The sequence below is a fragment of the Arcobacter sp. CECT 8983 genome (genome assembly GCF_004118855.1).
In the GTDB taxonomy this organism is placed as follows: Bacteria; Campylobacterota; Campylobacteria; order Campylobacterales; family Arcobacteraceae; genus Halarcobacter.
In genome coordinates, this window is record NZ_PDKF01000024.1 from 45,957 (window position 1) to 66,161 (window position 20,205).

At 26.3% G+C, this 20,205-nt stretch carries 17 protein-coding genes; 9 read left to right on the forward strand and 8 right to left on the reverse strand.

Features of this window, described 5'->3' with window-relative positions; translation table 11 throughout:
- Positions 1-6 precede the first annotated feature (6 nt).
- The gene (locus CRV01_RS13210) at positions 7-3,408 is read left to right on the forward strand and encodes a transporter substrate-binding domain-containing protein (protein ID WP_129008839.1); all 3,402 of its coding nucleotides are present in this window, start codon (positions 7-9) and stop codon (positions 3,406-3,408) included.
- Between the two features lie 93 nt (positions 3,409-3,501).
- Positions 3,502-4,719: a tryptophan synthase subunit beta gene (gene trpB / locus CRV01_RS13215; RefSeq protein WP_129008841.1), complete on the forward strand. Its 1,218-nt coding sequence runs from the start codon at positions 3,502-3,504 to the stop codon at positions 4,717-4,719.
- A gap of 17 nt (positions 4,720-4,736) precedes the next feature.
- Here trpB and CRV01_RS13220 read toward each other — a convergent pair whose 3' ends face one another.
- Complete coding sequence (locus CRV01_RS13220; protein WP_129008843.1) at positions 4,737-5,264, reverse strand: AAA family ATPase; 528 nt, start codon at positions 5,262-5,264, stop codon at positions 4,737-4,739.
- Between the two features lie 437 nt (positions 5,265-5,701).
- Here CRV01_RS13220 and CRV01_RS13225 point away from each other — a divergent pair, with 437 nt between their 5' ends.
- Entirely contained in the window at positions 5,702-6,583 is an 882-nt protein-coding gene (locus tag CRV01_RS13225) for a formate dehydrogenase subunit gamma (RefSeq protein ID WP_129008845.1), read from the forward strand.
- A 39-nt stretch (positions 6,584-6,622) separates the two neighbouring features.
- Here CRV01_RS13225 and CRV01_RS13230 read toward each other — a convergent pair whose 3' ends face one another.
- Complete coding sequence (locus tag CRV01_RS13230; RefSeq protein ID WP_129008847.1) at positions 6,623-7,441, reverse strand: ferritin-like domain-containing protein; 819 nt, start codon at positions 7,439-7,441, stop codon at positions 6,623-6,625.
- Between the two features lie 66 nt (positions 7,442-7,507).
- Between CRV01_RS13230 and CRV01_RS13235 the strand changes: the two genes are divergently transcribed.
- From CRV01_RS13235 to CRV01_RS13245, 3 genes are read left to right on the forward strand one after another with little or no spacing between them, the layout of a single operon-like run.
- The gene (locus CRV01_RS13235; RefSeq protein ID WP_129008849.1) at positions 7,508-8,101 is read left to right on the forward strand and encodes an MBL fold metallo-hydrolase; all 594 of its coding nucleotides are present in this window, start codon (positions 7,508-7,510) and stop codon (positions 8,099-8,101) included.
- 15 nt (positions 8,102-8,116) lie between these two features.
- The gene (locus CRV01_RS13240; RefSeq protein WP_129008851.1) at positions 8,117-9,028 is read left to right on the forward strand and encodes a GGDEF domain-containing protein; all 912 of its coding nucleotides are present in this window, start codon (positions 8,117-8,119) and stop codon (positions 9,026-9,028) included.
- A gap of 8 nt (positions 9,029-9,036) precedes the next feature.
- Entirely contained in the window at positions 9,037-10,011 is a 975-nt protein-coding gene (locus CRV01_RS13245) for a GGDEF domain-containing protein (protein WP_129008853.1), read from the forward strand.
- A gap of 1 nt (position 10,012) precedes the next feature.
- Here the strand turns inward: CRV01_RS13245 and cmoB are convergent, their stop codons facing one another.
- Positions 10,013-10,927, reverse strand: coding sequence for a tRNA 5-methoxyuridine(34)/uridine 5-oxyacetic acid(34) synthase CmoB (gene cmoB, locus CRV01_RS13250; RefSeq protein WP_129008855.1), 915 nt, complete (start codon positions 10,925-10,927; stop codon positions 10,013-10,015).
- 161 nt (positions 10,928-11,088) lie between these two features.
- On the opposite strand from cmoB, the gene ccsA reads away from it, so the two are divergent.
- The 3 genes from ccsA to CRV01_RS13265 all read left to right on the forward strand — a co-directional run bounded on the left by ccsA (position 11,089) and on the right by CRV01_RS13265 (position 15,316).
- Positions 11,089-13,839, forward strand: coding sequence for a cytochrome c biogenesis protein CcsA (gene ccsA, locus CRV01_RS13255; RefSeq protein WP_129008858.1), 2,751 nt, complete (start codon positions 11,089-11,091; stop codon positions 13,837-13,839).
- A 97-nt stretch (positions 13,840-13,936) separates the two neighbouring features.
- Complete coding sequence (locus CRV01_RS13260) at positions 13,937-14,674, forward strand: response regulator transcription factor (RefSeq protein ID WP_129008860.1); 738 nt, start codon at positions 13,937-13,939, stop codon at positions 14,672-14,674.
- A gap of 15 nt (positions 14,675-14,689) precedes the next feature.
- The gene (locus CRV01_RS13265) at positions 14,690-15,316 is read left to right on the forward strand and encodes an HAD family hydrolase (RefSeq protein WP_129008862.1); all 627 of its coding nucleotides are present in this window, start codon (positions 14,690-14,692) and stop codon (positions 15,314-15,316) included.
- On the opposite strand, the gene CRV01_RS13270 is transcribed toward CRV01_RS13265, so the two are convergent.
- The 5 genes from CRV01_RS13270 to CRV01_RS13290 are packed head-to-tail and all read right to left on the reverse strand — an operon-like array spanning position 15,309 to position 20,124.
- On the reverse strand, positions 15,309-15,974 hold the full coding sequence (locus CRV01_RS13270; protein ID WP_129008864.1) for an energy transducer TonB: 666 nt from the start codon (positions 15,972-15,974) through the stop codon (positions 15,309-15,311). The two genes, CRV01_RS13265 and CRV01_RS13270, sit on opposite strands and share 8 nt — an antisense overlap.
- Entirely contained in the window at positions 15,967-16,347 is a 381-nt protein-coding gene (gene exbD / locus CRV01_RS13275) for a TonB system transport protein ExbD (protein ID WP_129008867.1), read from the reverse strand. Before exbD ends, CRV01_RS13270 begins: the two co-directional genes overlap by 8 nt.
- Positions 16,337-16,753, reverse strand: coding sequence for a TonB-system energizer ExbB (exbB, locus tag CRV01_RS13280; RefSeq protein WP_129008869.1), 417 nt, complete (start codon positions 16,751-16,753; stop codon positions 16,337-16,339). Before exbB ends, exbD begins: the two co-directional genes overlap by 11 nt.
- A gap of 4 nt (positions 16,754-16,757) precedes the next feature.
- Positions 16,758-18,233, reverse strand: a complete 1,476-nt coding sequence (locus tag CRV01_RS13285) for a 4Fe-4S binding protein (protein WP_129008871.1) — start codon at positions 18,231-18,233, stop codon at positions 16,758-16,760.
- A 19-nt stretch (positions 18,234-18,252) separates the two neighbouring features.
- Complete coding sequence (locus tag CRV01_RS13290) at positions 18,253-20,124, reverse strand: TonB-dependent siderophore receptor (RefSeq protein WP_129008872.1); 1,872 nt, start codon at positions 20,122-20,124, stop codon at positions 18,253-18,255.
- Between the last annotated feature and the right edge of the window lie 81 nt (positions 20,125-20,205).

A 20,205-nucleotide genomic window follows, 5' to 3' on the forward strand; every position in this document is an offset into this window, starting at 1 on the left:
TATAAAATGAAAAATATAATAAGTCTTTTTCTTATAATTGTTTTTTCTACTTCTTCTTTATATTGTAATGATATTTTTACCAAAAAAGAAAAAGAGTTTATAAAAAACAACCCTTCTATTAAAGTAGGAATAGAAAGAGATTGGCCTCCTTTTGATTTCGTTAATGATAATATACACAAAGGCTTAGTTAATGATTATTTAAAAATCATTAGCAATAAAACGAACTTAAACATTGAGTATGTAACAGATACTTGGTCTAACTTACTACAAAAAGCAAAAAACAAAGAGATTGATTTACTTCCAGTAATAGCAAAAACAAAAGAGAGAGAAAATTTTTTACTTTTCACGGATAAATACTTAGAAATAAGGGACTATTTATTCTCAAAATCAATAAATTTTAATAGCTTAGATGATCTAAAGAATAAAACTTTAGCTATACCAAAAGATTATGCTTACGGAACATACATAATAAAAAACTATCCCAAAATAAAAATTTATGAAGTGAAAAATGTCCTAGAAGCCTTAAATGCAGTTTTAGAAAATAAAGCAGATGCCCTAATTTCAAATCCAGCTGTAGTAAACTATTTAACCAAAAAACATAACATAAAAGATATTGTTGGTAACTTTAATTTAGATTACAATAAAAACAGTCTATTTATGGCAACAACAAAGGAAAATAAAACATTAAATAATATTATAAACAAAGTGCTTAGAAATATTACAAAAGAAGAAAAACAAAATATATATTATAAATGGGTCTTTTCAACAAGCAAAGAAATAAATATTAACTCTACACTTTCTTTAACAAAAGAAGAAAAAGAGTTTATTTTAAATAAAAAAAGAGTAACTATTGGAAATGAATTAGATTGGATTCCATATGATTATAATGAAGATGGTATTGCAAAAGGTTATATAATTGATTATATAAAACTTCTATCAAATAAGTTAGGTCTTGAACCAGTATTTGTTACTGATAAATGGTCAAATTTAGAAAATAAAGTAAAAAATAAAGAAATTGATATTCTTCCTGTTCTTGCCAAAAATCAAAAAAGAGAGGAATATTTAAACTTTACTACAAGAATTTTAACTCAAGAATTAACTATAGTTACAAAAGTATCAAAAAATGAGATAATAAATCTAGACGATTTAGCAAATAGAAAAATTGGTATGATAAAAAAATGGAATTTAACTGAACTAATTAAGAAAAATTATCCTTCAATCAAAGTCATAGAGTTTGATTCTATTGATGATATTTTAGATGCAATAAAACACAACTTTATTGATGCAACAATCCAAAATGAATTACTTGCTAAATACTATATAAACCAGAAAATATATGAGTCTGATTTAAAAACTGTTGGAGTAATAGAAGTAAATGGTTTTAAAAAAGATCTTTTTATAGGAGTTAGAAAAGATTTAAAGATTCTTCAAACTCTTTATAATAAAGCTTTAAAAAATACCACTGAAACAGAAAAATTAATTCTAAAAAATAAATGGCATAATAGTTCTAAAGGCTTAATTCTTTCAGATGAAGAAAAAGAATTTATACAAAATAATGTAATAAATATCTCATTCACTTCAAATTGGAGACCCTTTAGCTATGTAAAAGATAATCAACCGCAAGGATTAGCCTATGATTATTGGAACCTTATAAGCAATAAAGTTAATTTAAAAACAAACTATATTTTTGAAGATAAATTTACAAAGTCCTTAGATTTAATAAAAGAGAAAAAAAGGGATCTTCTTTTATTAACCTCGAATACAAAAGAAAGAGAAGAATACTCAATTTTTACTAATACAATCTTCAAAACTCCAATCGGTATTGCAACTTTAAAAGATGAAAACTATATACCTGATGCATCATATTTAGAAGGGAAAAAAGTTGCAGTTGGAAAAAACTATACAGCACAAAAACTATTAGAAGAAAAATATCCTAAAATAAGTTTTGTAGAGACAAAAAATTTAAAAGAAGCTCTTGAATTATTATCAGAAAATAGAGTTTATGCAGTAATTGATAGTATGCCAGCCTTATCTGATCAAATAAAAGAGTTTGCCTTTACTAATATAAAGATATCTGGAAGTACTAAAGTTGTTTTCAATATGAAAATGATGATTAGAGATGATTATACTATTTTAAGGTCTATCATTAATAAAGTACTTTTAAATATTACAGAAGAAGATAAAAAAATTATTAAGAATAAATGGATTAATCTAGAATATGAAGAAAATTTTAATTATTCATTAATCTGGAAAATTGTTTTAGGATTTACTATTGTTTTAATATTTGTGATTTATAAAAACAGACAACTTTTACAATATCAAGAAGAGTTAAATGAAACTAAAACAAATTTAGAAAACTCTATAAAAAACTTTAAATTATTACTCGATGTAAATATTGCAGGAATCGTAATAATAAATGATAATAAAATAAAATATATAAATGATGAATTAACAAATATTTTGAAAATAGATTCTAAAAATGATTTATTAGAAAAAGATTTGCAGATATTATTTGAAAACTATACAATAGAAGATTTATTGATAAAAACTAAAAATAATGAATCCTTTGAATTAGAATTAACATATAATAGTAAAATAACAATACCAGTACTTGTAAAAGTAAAAGATATTGTATATGATAAAAAGAAATCATATATTATTTCCATAATTGACTTAACAGATATAAAGAATAAAGAAGAATTACTTTTACAACAATCTAAAATGGCAAGCTTAGGTGAAATGATTGGTAATATTGCCCACCAATGGAGACAACCTTTATCTACAATTTCAACTGCGGCTTCTGGTGTAAAAATACAAAAAGAGTTTAATTCGCTAACAGATGAAATGCTTATAACTAGCCTAGATACAATAACACAGACAACACAATTTTTATCTCAAACAATCAATGATTTCCAAAACTATATTAAAGACGATAAGAAAAAAGTTTTATTCTATGTAAATGATAGTTTTGAAAAAGTTTTATCTATATTAAATGCTTCTTTTATTAATCATCATATTGAAGTAAAAAAGGATATAGAAAATATAGAAGTGTATGGTTATCCTAATGAATTAAATCAAGTATTATTAAACATTTTTGCAAATTCAAAAGATGCATTAAAAGAGAAAGAAAGTATAGAAAAATATATTTTTATAAAAACTTATAAAAAAGATAATAATGTTTATCTAGAAATAATTGACAATGGTGGTGGAATAAAAAAAGAGATTATAGAAAAAGTATTTGAACCATATTTTACTACAAAACACAAATCACAAGGAACAGGCTTAGGTTTATATATGACACACAAAATCATTACTGAAAGTATGATGGGTAAAATAAAAATAGAAAACTGTAAATATAAAACTTTTGATAATTGTACAAAAGTTACAATCTCACTTCCAATAGATTAAACTCCTTAAATAGCATATATAAAGGGCTATTTAAAAAAATATAAATATAATAATCGAAATAAAAATATAAACTCATTAGACACACGAAGGAAAATAATGTCAAATTATTTAGAGAATACACCAGATAATAATGGTTATTTTGGAAGATTTGGAGGTTCTTTTATCCCTCCTGTTTTAGAAAAACCATTCGAAGATATAAAAGAAGCATATGAAAAAATCAAAAAAGACCCAAAATTTATTGAAGATTTAAAATATGTAAGAAAACATTATCAAGGAAGACCAACTCCAATTAGCTTTGCAAAAAACTTAAGTGACTACTGTGGTGGGGCAAAGATATATTTAAAAAGAGAAGATTTAAATCACTCAGGAGCTCATAAATTAAATCACTGCATGGCTGAAGTAATTTTAGCTAAGCACATGGGATATAAAAAAGTTATAGCTGAAACAGGAGCTGGGCAACATGGTGTTGCATTAGCAACTGCTGCTGCTTATTTTGGATTAGAGTGTGAAATTCATATGGGTGAAGTAGATATAAAAAAAGAACACCCAAATGTTGTAAGGATGAGAATTCTTGGAGCAAATGTTATTCCTGCAACCCATGGTTTAAAAACTTTAAAAGAGGCAGTTGATTCAGCTTTTGAATCATATATTAATCAAGCTGATACTGCTATTTATTGTATTGGTTCAGTTGTTGGACCACATCCTTTTCCTATGATGGTAAGAGATTTCCAAAGTATTATTGGAATAGAGTCAAGGGAACAATTTTTTGAACATGAAGATAGCTTACCAAACAATATTGTCGCTTGTGTTGGTGGTGGTTCAAATGCAATGGGAATTTTTTCAGGCTTTATTGATGATAAAGAAGTAAACCTTTATGGAGTTGAGCCAATGGGTAAAGGTGATAAAATAGGAGAACACTCTGCAACTTTAACTTATGGAGAAGAAGGTGTAATGCACGGATTTAACTCTATTATGTTAAAAGATGAAAAGGGAGAACCTGCTGCTGTTCATTCTATTGGTTCTGGAATTGACTACCCATCAGTTGGACCAGAGCATGCCCATTTAAAAGATATAGGAAGAACTAAAGTTGGTCTTTGTAATGATGAAGAAGCAGTAAATGCTTTCTATAAACTTTCTCAACTTGAAGGTATTATTCCAGCATTAGAATCTGCTCATGCAGTTGCTTTTGCAATGAAACTTGCAAGTAAACTAGCAAAAGATGAGACTATTTTAGTTAGTTTAAGTGGTAGAGGTGACAAAGATATTGATTTTGTTGTTGAAAACTACCCTATTCCAAATGCAAAGTTTTAATACATGAATAAGAGTAATTAAATTTCACAAAGAGATTTAATTAACTCTTTAAACTTTTTTATAGACAACTCTAAAGAAGAAGAGTTGTCAAAATTTATAAGATTTTTACAGTTGATCTTAGAATAAGTCCTATTTAACCTATTTTCAATCTCTTCTTTTGACTCCCTAGCTCTTTTTTCAAGTCTTGTTTTTAAAACTTCTTTTGAAACAGTAATATTTATGGTAATTACATTTTTGTAATTACTTTCAAAATCTTCTATTTTTGACCTTGAAATAGATATTATATTTGCACCTTTTTTTATTGATGACTTTGAAATTCCATAGTTATTACCATGTGCATACCATGATGAAATAAAAAAACCATGGTTTTGTAAAATAGAAAAAGCACTTGTTTCTAAAAAATAGTTATTTTCATTTTTATCAGGCTTTCTTGTTATATACCTTCTTACAAAATTAATATCATTAAAGTCATTTTTTAATGCTTTTAACAAAGTATCTTTTCCAGAACCACTGTTACCAACAATTAATATAATTTTTTCATCCATGTTAATCTACTAATTATTTTTTTCAAACTATACCATAAAAATTATCTTTATTATATTTTGCAGTAAGATGTAAAATACTTCTATATATTGTAACCATATTATTTTCCTTATATTTTTAACTATTATAAAGAAGTAAAATTACACAACGATTACAACTTGTAACTAAAAAATATCTCAAAAAAGTATATTTTTGTATTTTTTAAAATTAATATTTTTTTATAAGTATTTTTTAAGATATTATTATAAAAGGTCAATATTACTTGACTTGAGTCAAGTAAAAGTAAAAATTTATTTGCTTTTATTAAAAAAGGTAAATAAAACTTGACTTTTTTATTATAATTAATATAGAATTCAATTTTAGTAGTAATATTTAATTTACTTTTAAAATAAAGCTATTTTTTTATTGAAAAAAAAGCTTTTTCTATGAAGGAGACGTTATGAAAAAATATCTATTAGTGATGTTATTTCTATCAAGTGCACTGTTTGCACACACAACTGTAAGTGATGCTAACCAAGAAATTATTACAAATATGCTTGCATATGAAAAAACTGGTAATACTCAATTGGGGGAAATGTTTGTATATCTTCAAACAAAAATATTTGAAAATGCTTATTTATCAATTATTCTAATTGTGCCATTAGTATTTTTAATTCATTTCTTAATTATCGGACCAAAAAAATTCAGTCATGATGGTAAAAAGTATTATGTATTTAGTTTATTTAATAGAATAATACACGCAATGGCAGCTATTTCATTCTTAATAATTATTCCTACAGGATTAATTATGATGTTTGGTTCAACATTTGGTGGAGGAGAGTTTGTAAAAGCTTGTAAAGAACTTCATGCTGTTTCAACTATTCTTTTTATGATAAGTGTAGTACCAATGTTTTTAATGTGGCTTAAAAGTATGCTTTTTACTAAAGAGGATATAAAATGGTTTATGATTTTAGGTGGTTATTTATCTAAAGAGAAAAAACCTGTTCCTGCAGGAAAATTTAATGCTGGACAAAAAATGTGGTTTTGGGTTTGCACTATTGGTGGAGTTGCAATGATTTTTACAGGTGCAACACTATATGTTCAAGATTTAAATTTAGCAGTTTTAACTATGTTTGGTTTAACAAAAATTGAAATGCTAAGAATATGTATTATAGTACATAGTGCAGTAGGTCTTGCAATGGTTGCATTATTCTTTACTCACTTATATATGTCTGTTTTTGCAATTAAAGGTGCAATTGTTAGTATGATTAATGGATATAAAGAAGAGGAAGAAATGAAAATTCTTCATAGTTCTTATCATAAAGAGCTTGAAAAAAATTAGTAGTAACTTTATAAATACAAAGGATTATATTCCTTTGTATTAATTACAATCTTCTTTCTTAGATAAAAACTTTAATTCATCACAAGAAAAACCTGCTTTTTTTCTAGCTTCAATATTTAATTGATATTTTTTTGTTGTACTACCTGGAAATACTTTTTCTAAAATCTCTATGTAAGTTTTTTCAGGGTCTAAACCTTGTCTTTTGCACTCAAACTTAAACCACCTATCACCTTTTGTTACATGGTCAACCTCTTCTTCTAAAATAACCTTTAAAGCATTTAATATCTTTTCATTAAAATCATCTAAATTTGAATTTAATTTCTCCATAATTTTGGGATTTTGTTCTAAGCCATTTGCTTCTAAAAATCTTGGAACAACTGCCATTCTTGATAATAAATCTGGGGTACTTTTCATTGCTTCAAAAAGATTTGTATGTACCTCAAGTTCTCCATAATATGATCCTAATTCTTTAAGTAAACCTTCAAGCATTTCAAAATGTCTAACTTCATCATTTGCAACTTCTAACCAATCATCATAATACTCTTTTGGTAAGTTTTTAAATCTCAAAGCAGCATCTAAAGCTAAATCTATGGCGCTATATTCTATATGTGCAATAGTATGTAAAAGAATTACTTTCCCTTCATTTGTATTGAAATACTTTGGTGTTTTTACCTCTTTTGGTAATACAATTTTTAAAAAATCATAATATGATGGATTTTTTAGCTCATATGGTGTATAATTGTAATCAAATTGTGATTTTTTGTTTAAATAATCGTTATAAAAGGCTTTGAAGTCACTAATCTTTTTTTGAGGGTTAGCTTCAAGTACGATTTTTTCTAGCCTTAAATGATAATGCATAATCTTCCTTACAGTTTTAATTTAATATACTAGATTAAATTTTAGCTAACTAAGGATTAAAGAACTATGTCATTAAAAGTCCAACCAATGGGTGATTATCAAACAAACTGTTACATTATTACTGTAGATGGGAAAGATTTTATTATTGATCCAGGTGTAGGTGCTACAAGATGGGTTTTACAAAATGTTCAAAACCCTGTTGCCATTTTAAATACACATGGACATTTTGACCATGTGTGGTCAAACAAAGAAGTGAGTGATAAATTAGGTTTAAAAATTTATACTCCAGAAGAAGACAATTTTATGCTAGAAAAAGACCCTTATGGGTTTGGTATGACTCCTTCATGTGCTGATGTATTAGTTAAGCCAGATGAAGAGTTTGATTTTGATGGAATAAAAGTAAAATTTCATTATTTTCCTGGTCATACTCCTGGATGTTCTGCAATTGAGATAGATAGCCACTTATTTTCAGGGGACTTTATCTTTAATAACTCAATTGGAAGAACAGATTTTCCTTTTTCTAGTCCAGAAAAAATGAAAAAGAGTATAGATAAGATATTAGCATGGAATAAAGATATTAGAATATATCCAGGTCATGGTCCAGCTACATCTTTAAATAGTGAAAGAAACTCTTTGTTAAATTGGAAAAATTATTTATAACAGTTAGGTAAAAATATGAATTATAACAAGTTGAATTCTTATAGTTTTCAAATGATTATTGCATTAAATGATCACTTAAAAACTTTAAATAAATTAGATGATATTTTTGCATATCTATCATCTTATTTAAATAAAGATTTTGGGATATCTAAAATAAAAGCATGTATTAATAATAGAAGCATTTATTCTAATATTGAGGAAGATAAAGAGCTTAAAAGAAAAAATTTATTTATCAAACTTGATGAAAATGATGAACTAGAAATAACGTTCTATTTTAATTCAGAACAAGAAGAAGATAAAATTGAATCTACTACAGATATAATAAGAACAACATTTAACTTAATTTCTCAAACTATATATAATAAATATCTAACATCTCAACTTAAAGAGTTATCATTAAAAGATACATTAACAGGTCTTTATAATAGACAATATGTAGATGAATATCTAAAAACAATTCTTCCTCTTTCATCTAGAGAGAAAAAGAAAATAGCTTTTTTAAAAATTGGTATTGACCATTTTAAAGCTGTTATTGATGAATTCGATTATAAAATAGGAGATAAAGTTTTAAAAGAGTTAGCAGTTAGCTTAAAAAACTCTGTTAGAACTTCTGATATAGTTTCAAGAATTGACTCAGATGAGTTTTTAGTTATTTTACATAATGTAGAAAGTGAAGAAAATGCAATAAAAGTTGCAGAAAAAATAATAGAAAACTTTAAGAAGAAAAAAGTTATTGTTAACATAAGTACAAATCAAATACTTATGAAAACAATTTGTGCTGGTATTTCTATGTTTCCTGATGATGCAAACAAAACAGAAGAGATTTTTAGATCTTCTGATATTGCCCTTTATGAAGCAAGGAATAAAGGTAGAAGTCAACTTTTCAAATTTAAAAAAGAAGAGACAAATACAATAGATCTTTTTTAAGGAACAAAATGAAAAACAATATTTTAGAATTAGTAAAATCAGCAAAAACAAATGAAAAAGATTATAAAGCGTTAGAAAATATTTATAAATTATATGACCAATTACAATACTCTTCAAACTTAAAACAAATGGCAGAAGACATATACCTTTGGTTACATACAAACTTTGAAGTTGACAATGTGACTTTTGCTTTATTTGATATTGAAAGAAATAATAGAGAGAATGTTTTTATTGAAGGAGATGAATTTTATTTAGATGATTCCTTATCTTTTTTCTTTATTATTAATACACATACAAATCTAAATGCCATAGTATCATTTTGTGCCTCATCAAAGGAACATCATAATATTTTATCAGAACAATACAATGTAATTGAATCTGCACTATTTCAAATTTCACCTATTATTCAAAATGGTATTATTAAGAAAAACTTTATTGAATCACTTTCTTTAGACTCAGTTACAAAAGTTTATAATAGACATTATCTAATTGAAAACTTAAATAAACAAATAACACTATCTAAAAAAGAGTATAAAAGTATTTACTTCTTAATGGTTGGTGTTGATCACTTTAAAGCTGTTATTGATGAGTTTGACCATGAAATTGCAGACCAAGTATTAGTTGAACTTGCAAGGGTTATTCACTCAAACATCTCAGAATTTGACATGGTTGCAAGATTAAGTGGTGATGAATTTTTAATATCAATGCTTAGTACAACAAGTGAAAGTGAAATAGCTAAAATTGCACAAAATATAATAAATGATTTTGCAAAAATAAAAGTAATAGTAAATGATGCAGGACATACTTTACAAAAAACAATTTGTATAGGATATGATGTATTTAATACCTTAGATAGTGATGATAATATTGATAAAACTATTAAAAATGCTGATATAGCTCTATATGAAGCAAAAAATAGAGGAAGAAGCCAGTTCTTTAATTATAAAGACTTAAAACCAGATGACACAGTAGATTTATTCTAATCTATTGTATCTTTCTGGCTTTCATATAAACTCTCTTAGGTGCTGGATAACCTTCAACTGTTCTACTTGGATCTTCTGGGTCTAAAAAATCTTCTAAACTTTGATCAAATGACCATTTTGTTTTTCTTTGTTCTTCATTTGTAGTAGTTGTTGTAGCAATTACTTCAATATTTTCAAAACCTGCCCTACTCAACCAGTTTCTTAAAGCAGGAATAGTTGGAATAAAATAGATATTTGGAATTTTTGAATATCGTTTATTTGGAGTTAAACAAATTTCTTCTTCTCCATCTATCATAAAAGTATCAATTAAAATCTCACCCTTTGAATTTAATCCACGTGCCAATGATTTTAAAGTTCCAACTGGATCTGGTCTATGATATAAAACACCAAGCATAAAAATAAAATCAAACTTATGATTATAATATTCTAAATGCTCTACTCCAAGCATCTCATAGATAATATCTGATTTAACAAAATGATTAATAAACTCAAACTGATGTAAAGTTAAAGGAGCAGGATCAAAACCAATCAATCTTTTTGGCTTATCTTCAAGCATTCTAAACATATAATATCCGTTGTTACAACCAATATCTGCTACTACTTTATCTTTTAAATTAAAATGAGGCCTAATAAGATTATATTTTATATTACTTTGCCATTCACTATCAATTTCAAGACCAAATAGATTAAAAGGACCTTTTCTCCAAGGAATAAGTTTTTGTGCTGTTTCTTCTATTAAAGCAAACTCATTATCAGTTAAATCCTCTTTTTTTCCAATAGTAAACCAATCACCATAATCTATGTGCAATTTCTCTTTATGTAAATCAAAAACCTTTAATAATTGATTATACCAAGGTTCAACATTTTTCCATTTTCGACAATCGTCTTTTTTCTTTTTAAGTTCTTCTAAATTCATTTGGCAATTATAATCTTAATTTAGTTAAAAACTTGTTTTAAATCAAGAATAAGTAAAGTTTTTTAGTTATAATAACGAAATTTTGGGAAAAACACTTTCTACACGTTAATTAGATAGATTTTACGTATAATTAACATTAACTTTTAAAAAAAGGATTTATATTGAAACAGCTAACTGATGTCTTGTTCTCCTTCAAGACAACACTTATTCTTTTAGCTCTTCTGGCCATTGGGGCTGGAGTAGCTACTTTCATCGAAAATGATTTCGGTACATCATCTGCGAGGGTTCTTGTATATAACCACTTTTGGTATGAAACAGTATTAGTTTTAACCACTATTAATCTTGCAGGAATAATTTATAAATATAAAATGTGGAGACATAAACCAAGGTTTATTTTCCATTTATCTTTTGTTGTGATATTAATTGGTGCAGCTGTAACTAGATATGTTGGTTATGAAGGTATCATGCAAATTAGAGAAGGTCAGATTCAAAATAGAATGATATCTTTAGAGCCATACTTACAAGTTAAAATCAAACAAAAAGATGCAACTTACTACAAAGAATATCCAATGGAATTCACAGCTTTAGGTAGCAATGATTTCTCTCACTCTATTTCTTTTGATAATAAAGAATTAATAGTAGATTTTAATAATTATCTTTATGCAAAAAAAGGTAAAAATGATATGGGTATTTTAACAGTTGATGTTTCATTAAATGGGGAAACAAAAACTGTAAAACTTCCTGGTAAAAGAGGAATGAAAGGTGTTACAAAAGTTGAAGACTTTGGTGATACTGTTGTAACATTAGAGTATGGTTCAAAAACGCTTGAACTACCTTTTGCTATTCAATTAAAAGACTTCCAACTTGATAGATATCCAGGTAGTATGGCACCATCATCATATGCTTCAGAAGTAACAGTTATTAAACCTGATGGAAAGAAATATGACTATAGGATTTTTATGAATAGAACACTACACGAAGGAAATTTCTTATTCTTCCAAAGTTCATATGACCCAGATGAAAAAGGAACTGTATTATCTGTAAATAATGACCCAGGAAAATGGCCAACTTATTTAGGATACTTTTTACTGGCTTTAGGACTTATTTGGAATCTTTTTGATAAAAAATCAAGATTCTGGAAACTTACTAAATACGTAAGTGGAAAAAATCTAGCTTCTATTGTAGCTGCCTGTTTTATTACTTTTGCAAGTACAAATTTACAAGCAGAAGATAAATTAGCTAATTTTACTCCTGATAAAGTAGAGATTGAAAAATATCTAGAGAGATTTAAAAACGATTCAGCAGAAACTGCAAAAAACTTCTCTGAAATAGTTGTTCAAAGTAATGGTGGAAGAATGAAACCACTTGATACTCTTAATCATGAAATTCTTAGTAAGCTTTCTGGAAAAGCATCAATGTTTGGTATGAATGCAGACCAAGTTGTATTAGGAATGCTTACTAGACCAGAAATCTGGCGTAATATGAGAATGATCAGAATTAAAACACCAAAACTAAAAGAGTTTTTGGGTATTGAACAAGATAGAAAATATATCGCTTTTACAGAAGTATTTAAAGACAATAAATATATTCTTCAAGAAGAGACTCAAAGAATCTCAATGATTAGTCCTAATCAAAGAGGGACTTATGAAAAAGATATTGTAAAACTTGACGAAAGATTAAGTATTTCATATATGGTTTATAATGGGAGTTTATTTAATATATTCCCTAAAACTGGGGCTCAAAAACTTGAAAATAATAAATGGTACTCTCCTTTAGATGCAATTCAAGGTTTTGAAGGAGATAATCAAAAAGCAATAGAAACTCTTGTAAGAGGATTTTTAAACTCAGTAATTAGTGAAAAATGGGAATTATCTAATAAATTTATAGGAATGATTCAAGAGTATCAAAGACAAGTTGGAAAAGAAGTAATGCCTCCACAATCTCAAATTGAAAGAGAAATTGCATTTAACAAACTACAAATCTTTGAAAAGTTAACACTTGCATACCTTTTAGTAGGATTTATTATGTTAGTTGTTGCATTTATTGTAGTATTTAATCCAAAAATTAAACCAAGAAAAACTACACTATTCTTCTTTATAATGTTAAGTTTATTATTTGCAGCACATACATTTGGTATGGGATTTAGATGGATTATTTCAGGACATGCTCCTTGGTCAGACACCTATGAATCATTACTTTATATTTCATGGTCAGCAGTATTTGCAGGGGTAGTATTCTTTAGAAAATCTTTACTTGCCTTAAGTGCTTCTATTATAGTTGCAGCTATTTTTATGTTTACAGCTCACTTAACAAGTATAGACCCACAAATAACAAACTTAGTTCCAGTACTTAAATCTTATTGGTTAACTATTCATGTATCTATATTAACAGCTTCATATGGTTTCTTTGGACTTAGTGCAATTTTAGGATTTATGACTTTAATATTATTTATTTTCAGAAAAAATAGACCACACCTTGATGAAACAATCAAACAAGTAACAGCTATTAACGAGATTTCATTAATTATTGGACTTAGTGCAATAACTATTGGTAACTTTTTAGGTGGTGTTTGGGCAAATGAGTCTTGGGGTAGATATTGGGGATGGGATCCAAAAGAGACTTGGGCTTATGTTTCAATTGTAATTTATGTATTTGTAGTTCACATGAGATTTGTTAAAAAACTTAACACTCCATATGCTCTATCTGTTGCATCATTATTAGCATTTTCTTCAATTTTAATGACATATTTTGGAGTTAACTTCTACTTATCTGGTCTGCACTCATATGCAACAGGTGATCCAGTTCCAATTCCAATGTGGGTTTACTACGTAACTGCTTTAGTATTTATAACTATTGCATTAGCATTTAAAAACAGAAATCTTAAAGACGATATTTGTCATACAAAAAAATAGATTAAGTCTTCGGACTTAATCTTTTCTTTCAATAATTACTTAATTATTTTAAAATATAAAACAGACTATAATCATCCTTTAGAAGGATAATTATAAAATGAATCAAGATAATCTTCAAGATATTATAAAATCAACAAAGAATTTACGATTACTTTACATAGAAGATAATGAAGATGTTAGAGAACAAACTCTAAAAATGCTTCAAATTTTTTTTGATGATATAGTTGTAGCAAATGATGGACAACAAGGATTAGAAGAATTTCAAAAAAATAACAAATTTGAATCTACTTCATATGACTTAATTATTACTGATATAGAAATGCCACAAAGAGATGGTATTTCAATGATTACTGCTATTAGAGAGTTTGATAGTGATATCCCTATTTTAATATTTTCAGCACACAGTAATACTGATTACTTTTTAAAATCAATAAATGCAGGAATTGATGGCTATATTCTAAAACCATATAATATAGAGCAAATATCAAATTCATTGATGAATATTATAGAAAAAAATAAACTTATACCTACAAATGAACATATTACACATCTTCATGATGATTTTATTTGGAATAATCAAGAACAAACTCTATACAAAGATGAAGAAGCAATAAAACTTACTAAAAATGAAACAAAATTATTTAAACTATTCATAAAGTCAAAAGGTTCATTAAAGACTTATGATGAAATAGATAACTATATTTTTAATGAATTTAGTGATACAAATAAAAGAGTTAGAAACCTAGTTTCAAGATTAAAAAATAAACTTAGTTGTGAAATATTTGAATCTATTTATGGTCATGGGTATAAACTAAAATATAAAAAATTTATTTAAATATATAGGAACTTCATGGCATTAATAATGTTTGATATGGATGGTACACTAATAAATAGTAGTGCCCCATTAGTAAATACGATCAATTATGTAAGAGAAAATCTTGGACTTGAAACACTTGAAAAAAATATTATCTTAGAGAGTGTAAACGATCCTAAAATAAATGCTGCCCAGTTTTTCTATGGTACTTCTAAATTTACTTTAGAACAACAAAAACTCTTTGAAGATTATTATGATGCAAATTGTTTAAACGGTTTAGAACTTTATGCTGGAATTAAAAAATTGATTGATGATTTAAGTTCTGAGTTTACGCTTACTGTTGCAACAAATGCAAACTCTATTTTTGCTAGAAAAATGCTTGATCACTTAGAAATTGGACACTATTTTAATACCATACTAGGTTTTAATAATGTTAAAAATCCAAAACCACATCCTGAAATGATTAATAAAATCCTAGAAACACATAAGATACAAAATACAAAAGCACAAGTTATAGGTGATTCACACAAAGATATCATGGCTGCATCAAAAGCAGGAGTAGATTCTGTTTTAGTTAACTGGGGATTTTCAAATCACACAAAAGATGCTATTGAAACAATTGAAGAACTTGAACTAAAAATAAAAAATAAGTTTTTTATATAAGCTTATAAATAATTGGAAGTTTTATAGTTACCTCTTTACTTACTTTCGGGAAATATGCTGAAGCTTCATAAATAGCTTTTATAGTACTTTTTCTAAGAAGCCTGTGTCCTTTTATTGTTTCTATTTCACCTAAAATTCCACTTTTAGATAATCTAAACTTTACTAAAACTTCCCCTTGAATATTTAACCTTTTTGCTCTTGATGAATATTTTATATGCTTTTGTATCTCTTTTTGAATAAGCAATAAGTTTTTATGTAAAAATTCTTGTTCATAGTTATATACTTTTTTTTCTAAAATCTCTTTTTTTTCTTTTTTTTCTTGAACTTTCTTTGAAGAAGTAGTTTCTTTTTTGATTTTTTCTTTTTGTATTTCTTGTTTTACTACTCTTTTAGGTTTTGATATAACTTTCTTTTTTTGTTTTTTTACAGGCTTCTTTTTCTTCTGTTTTTTAATAACTTCTTTTTCAGGCTTTTTCTCTTCTTTTATTTGTTTTACTTGCTTTTTTTGCTTTTCAATATTTACAAAGTTTAAAGAGATTTTTTTCTCATCTACTTTTTTATCTACAACTTTAAACTCATTAAAGCTAAACAAAATTGCTCCAAATAAAGCTGTATAAAGTATAGTTGTAATAAAAAAAGATGAAAAGTATCTACTCATTTTGGGTCACTATAGATATATTTAAAAAATCTTTTGACTTTAAAAAGTCCAACACTTTAACAAAACTATTAAAATCAGCCTCTTTATCACTTCGTATTAAGATTAAAGAGTCATAGTTTAATTTTAAAAGCTCTTCTTCTAAGTTTTCAAAAGTGATTTTCTTTTTATTTACATAATAAAAATTCTGTGCATCAATATAGATTGTAAACTCTTTATTCTCTTTTAGTTTTTTAGCACTTTTAGTCTCAGGTAAAGATACAGGGATAACTCCTTTAGCAATAAAAGTTGAAGTCATCAAAACTATTGCTAAAAGAACTAATAATACATCAATAAAAGGAATTACATTAATTGAATCAAACTTTTTAATCTTCATAGCTACTTTCTAAAACCTCTGCATATCTTGATAAAATATTATAAAAAATCATTGATATAATTGCTACAACAAGTCCTATTGCTGTTGCTTTAAGTGCAAGGGCTAAAGAAGCCATAATCTTAGTTGCTTCAATATTTCCTTCACTCATAGTTATAAAAGTAAGCATGATTGCAAGAACTGTTCCAAGTAAACCAATATATGGAGAGTTTGATGCAATAGTTCCTATAAAAGTTAAGTTTTTTGTCAAGGCTACTTCTAATTTCTTTTTTGATTCATATTTTTTTACATCAAGTTTTCTGTAAAAAAGAACTCTTTCTATAAAAAACATAACTGCAATAAAACTCATAACTACAAGTAAAGCAATCACACCATAATCAACTAGATTTTTTAATAATTCGATATTCATAAGTCTATCCCTTATTCTCTTGTTTTATTATCACTATATTTAAAGAAGAGTGATTGTTTGTTTGCTTTTGATGTTGTATATGATTGTGCTCTGCTCTTTTTTGTGCTCCATATGTTTTAAATACATAACCTGTGTAAAAATTTAACCCCATATAAAAGATTATAAGTGCTGAAGCAAAAGGATATGCAAATACTTTTCTAAGTTTTGTTGAATCTAAAAGTTTTATTCTAGCAATCATAATAATAAATGCCCAAATATATGCAAGATGATTAAACATTTTGAATATATGTAGCCATGAGTCCCTTCTTGTAGCAAGTGGTTCTATATAGTTAAAATTTAAAGAAAAGGCTTGAATAAAGCCATTTACTATATTTGAAGCATAATGTAAAAAGAAAAACTCAATAACATGAGATAATCCACCAATGATAAATAAAGGAGCAAAAGCATAACCTAAAGTATAAAAAGTTTTTTCATAATCAACTTTTAAAATCTTTGAAGCAATAAACATTCCACCCCTACTTGCAATTATTACAAAAAATATTGCATAAGAAAAAGCAAAAAAACTACCTAAATTAATATTTGTATCAAGAAGAGTACTAAAATAATTAGCTGACTTCATCCAAATAAAATTGTCTGCAATTGCGGTTCTATTTAATGCATGGCTAAAATTTATTGCAAAAGATAAAATTGCAGTTAATAATATAATTGTCCAAATTTCAATTTTTTGTATTTTAAATTTTTCGAATAACATATGAGAAGGTTTTTTAATTTTGAAAGCAACATTCTGACAAGAAACTGCACAATCCATACATAAAGTGCAATCCTCCATTGTTTTCTTCTTAGCAAAAGTAAAAGGTTTTAAATTATAAGCACATGCATTAGCGCAATCAAAACTTTCACATGAAGAACAACCTTCTTTATATGTTTCCAATTTTGTAAAGCTTACTTTTGAAAAGGCTTTTGTTACACTACCTAAAGGGCAAATATATTTGCAATAAGCCATATCTTTATAAATAAAAAAAACAACAAATGAAAGTATAGTTAATATAAAGAAAAATAATGCAGTATTTAAAGGTGTTCTATAAATACCTGGAAATGAAAATATTAAAAGCCAATATCCTATAATTAAGATTGATAAACCAATAAAAGGATTTTTTAATACCTCTGGCATTTTTTTATTTAATCCATATTTTGATATATATTTTCCTAAAAAACCATGAGGACAAATACCACAAAAAACTCTACCCAAACTAGCTAAAGTAATTACCATAAAAAATGGCCAAAACAGTCCCCAAAAAAGGCCTGTGGTAAACTTGTTTTCTAGTTTAGTTGGATAAACAAAACCAAAATATATTGCATAGATAAACAAAAATAACATAATTGTTCTAAAAATCAAAAGAAAGCTTTTATTTTTAAATATAAAAGCAAGAAATGATATTGAAAAAATATCATTTCCATCTTTTTTAATAATTTTATTCATAATAAATACTTTTTATAAACTAAAAGTTTATAGTTATGCCAGTGTAATAATATCTTTCTCCAGGGTCATTAGGAGTACCTCTTGAAGTCATATTATATGGCATAGTATTATTTGTTAAATTATCAATACCTAAGAATAAAGAAACATCATTATTTAATTTATAATCAAACTTTATATCTGCACTAGTATAATTACTATCAACATTAACTCTATTTTCATCCTGATCGTAGTAATTCATGTATCTTTTTATATCTAAATATGCTCCAAATTTATTAATTTCATATGAAAGATTAGTTTTCCAAGTAGTTTTAGCACTACCTGTTAATCTTTCATTTGTTGTTTTATCTTTAGCATCTAGAAATTCTAATCCAGTATTAAATTTAAAACCATTTTGAAAGTTATATGATAAAGAAAGTTCTGTACCATTTATTTCTGATTTATCAATATTTTGGTATGTGTAATATGAAGTAAATCCAGACGTATTAGCAACATATGAATTAATTAAATTTTTTAACTCAGATCGATGATGAACTATTTTTAAGTCTAAATTATCTTTATTATATGCAATTGCAAACTCATAAGTTTTTGACTCTTCGGGTTCTAAGTCTTTATTACCTGAAATATCTGAAACAAACGGTCCTCTTGATCTAGTAAAATGGCTATACATATTCGTAAAGCTAGGTGCTTTAAATGCTTCTCCATATCCTGTTCTAAAAGTAAAATTATCATATTTATACATAATTGATAATTTTGGGTTTACTGTACTTCCAAAATCACTAAAATCGTCATATCTAACACCTATATTTGTTGTTAAATTGTCTGTAATATTATATTCATTTTGAAGTAAAGCAAAATAGTTATCTCTTGTAGCATCTTTAGTATACATAGATACTTCAATATCATCTTTTTTATATCCGAACCCTAAGATATTTGTACTGTTATCTGTAGTAAAATGTCTAAAATAATTATTAAACTCTAACTGTTTATAATTAGTAGTTTCTTTTCCTGTCCCTCTATTTACTTCAGTGTCACTTTTCCCATAACTTAAACTTGTATCGTATATGAACTCTTCACCTGTATATTTATAATTACTTGTTGCTTGATATCTTTTTTCTTTTTCATATGTTTCATTAGCTGATGTATTAATACCTTTATCATTTTGATTTGCATATTCTAATTTATTTGTAAGAATGCTATTATCATTAATCTTAATTGTATGTCCATAGTTTAAAAATTTTCTTGACTCTTTTTTTAAATCTGTACTAACTTGACTTTTATCTTCTTTAAAATCTTCTTTTTTTCTCATTTCTAAAGCATAGTTATGTGTTACATCTCCAAAAGTTTTTGCTCCGCTAAACTTTGTAATATATGTATCTCTTTGACCAGTTTGATTTATACCAGATAAAAAAGTTAACTTATTATAATCTTTTTGCTTTTCTTTTTTTGTAATAATATTTATAACACCCGCTATAGCATCAGCACCATAAAGTGTTGACATAGGTCCTCTAACTACTTCTATTCTTTCAATATCTTCAAGTTGAATTGATGTTAAATCAAAAGAACCATATTTACCTGTTCTTCTTAATCCATCTATTAAAATCAAAGTATGTGAACTATCAAATCCTCTTATTGATATAGAAGAAGTACTACCTGCATCTTTTATATTCAAACCTAAGACTTTATTATTTAATAATTGAGGAACACTTCTCGCATATGTTTTTTCAATTGTTTTTTTATTAAGTACTTGTACACTTGCTTGGATATCATCAATGTTTTTTTCTTCACCAAATGATGTAGTACTAGAAACTAAAACCTTTTCTAAATTATAAACATCTGAGTATGATATAGTAGAAATACATGCTAAAGCACATAGCGACAATCTAATTTTCATTATTATCCTTAAAATTTTATTAGAATAATAAATTAGATTTGTTAATTAATTATTAAATAATTGTTAAATAAATGTTAAATT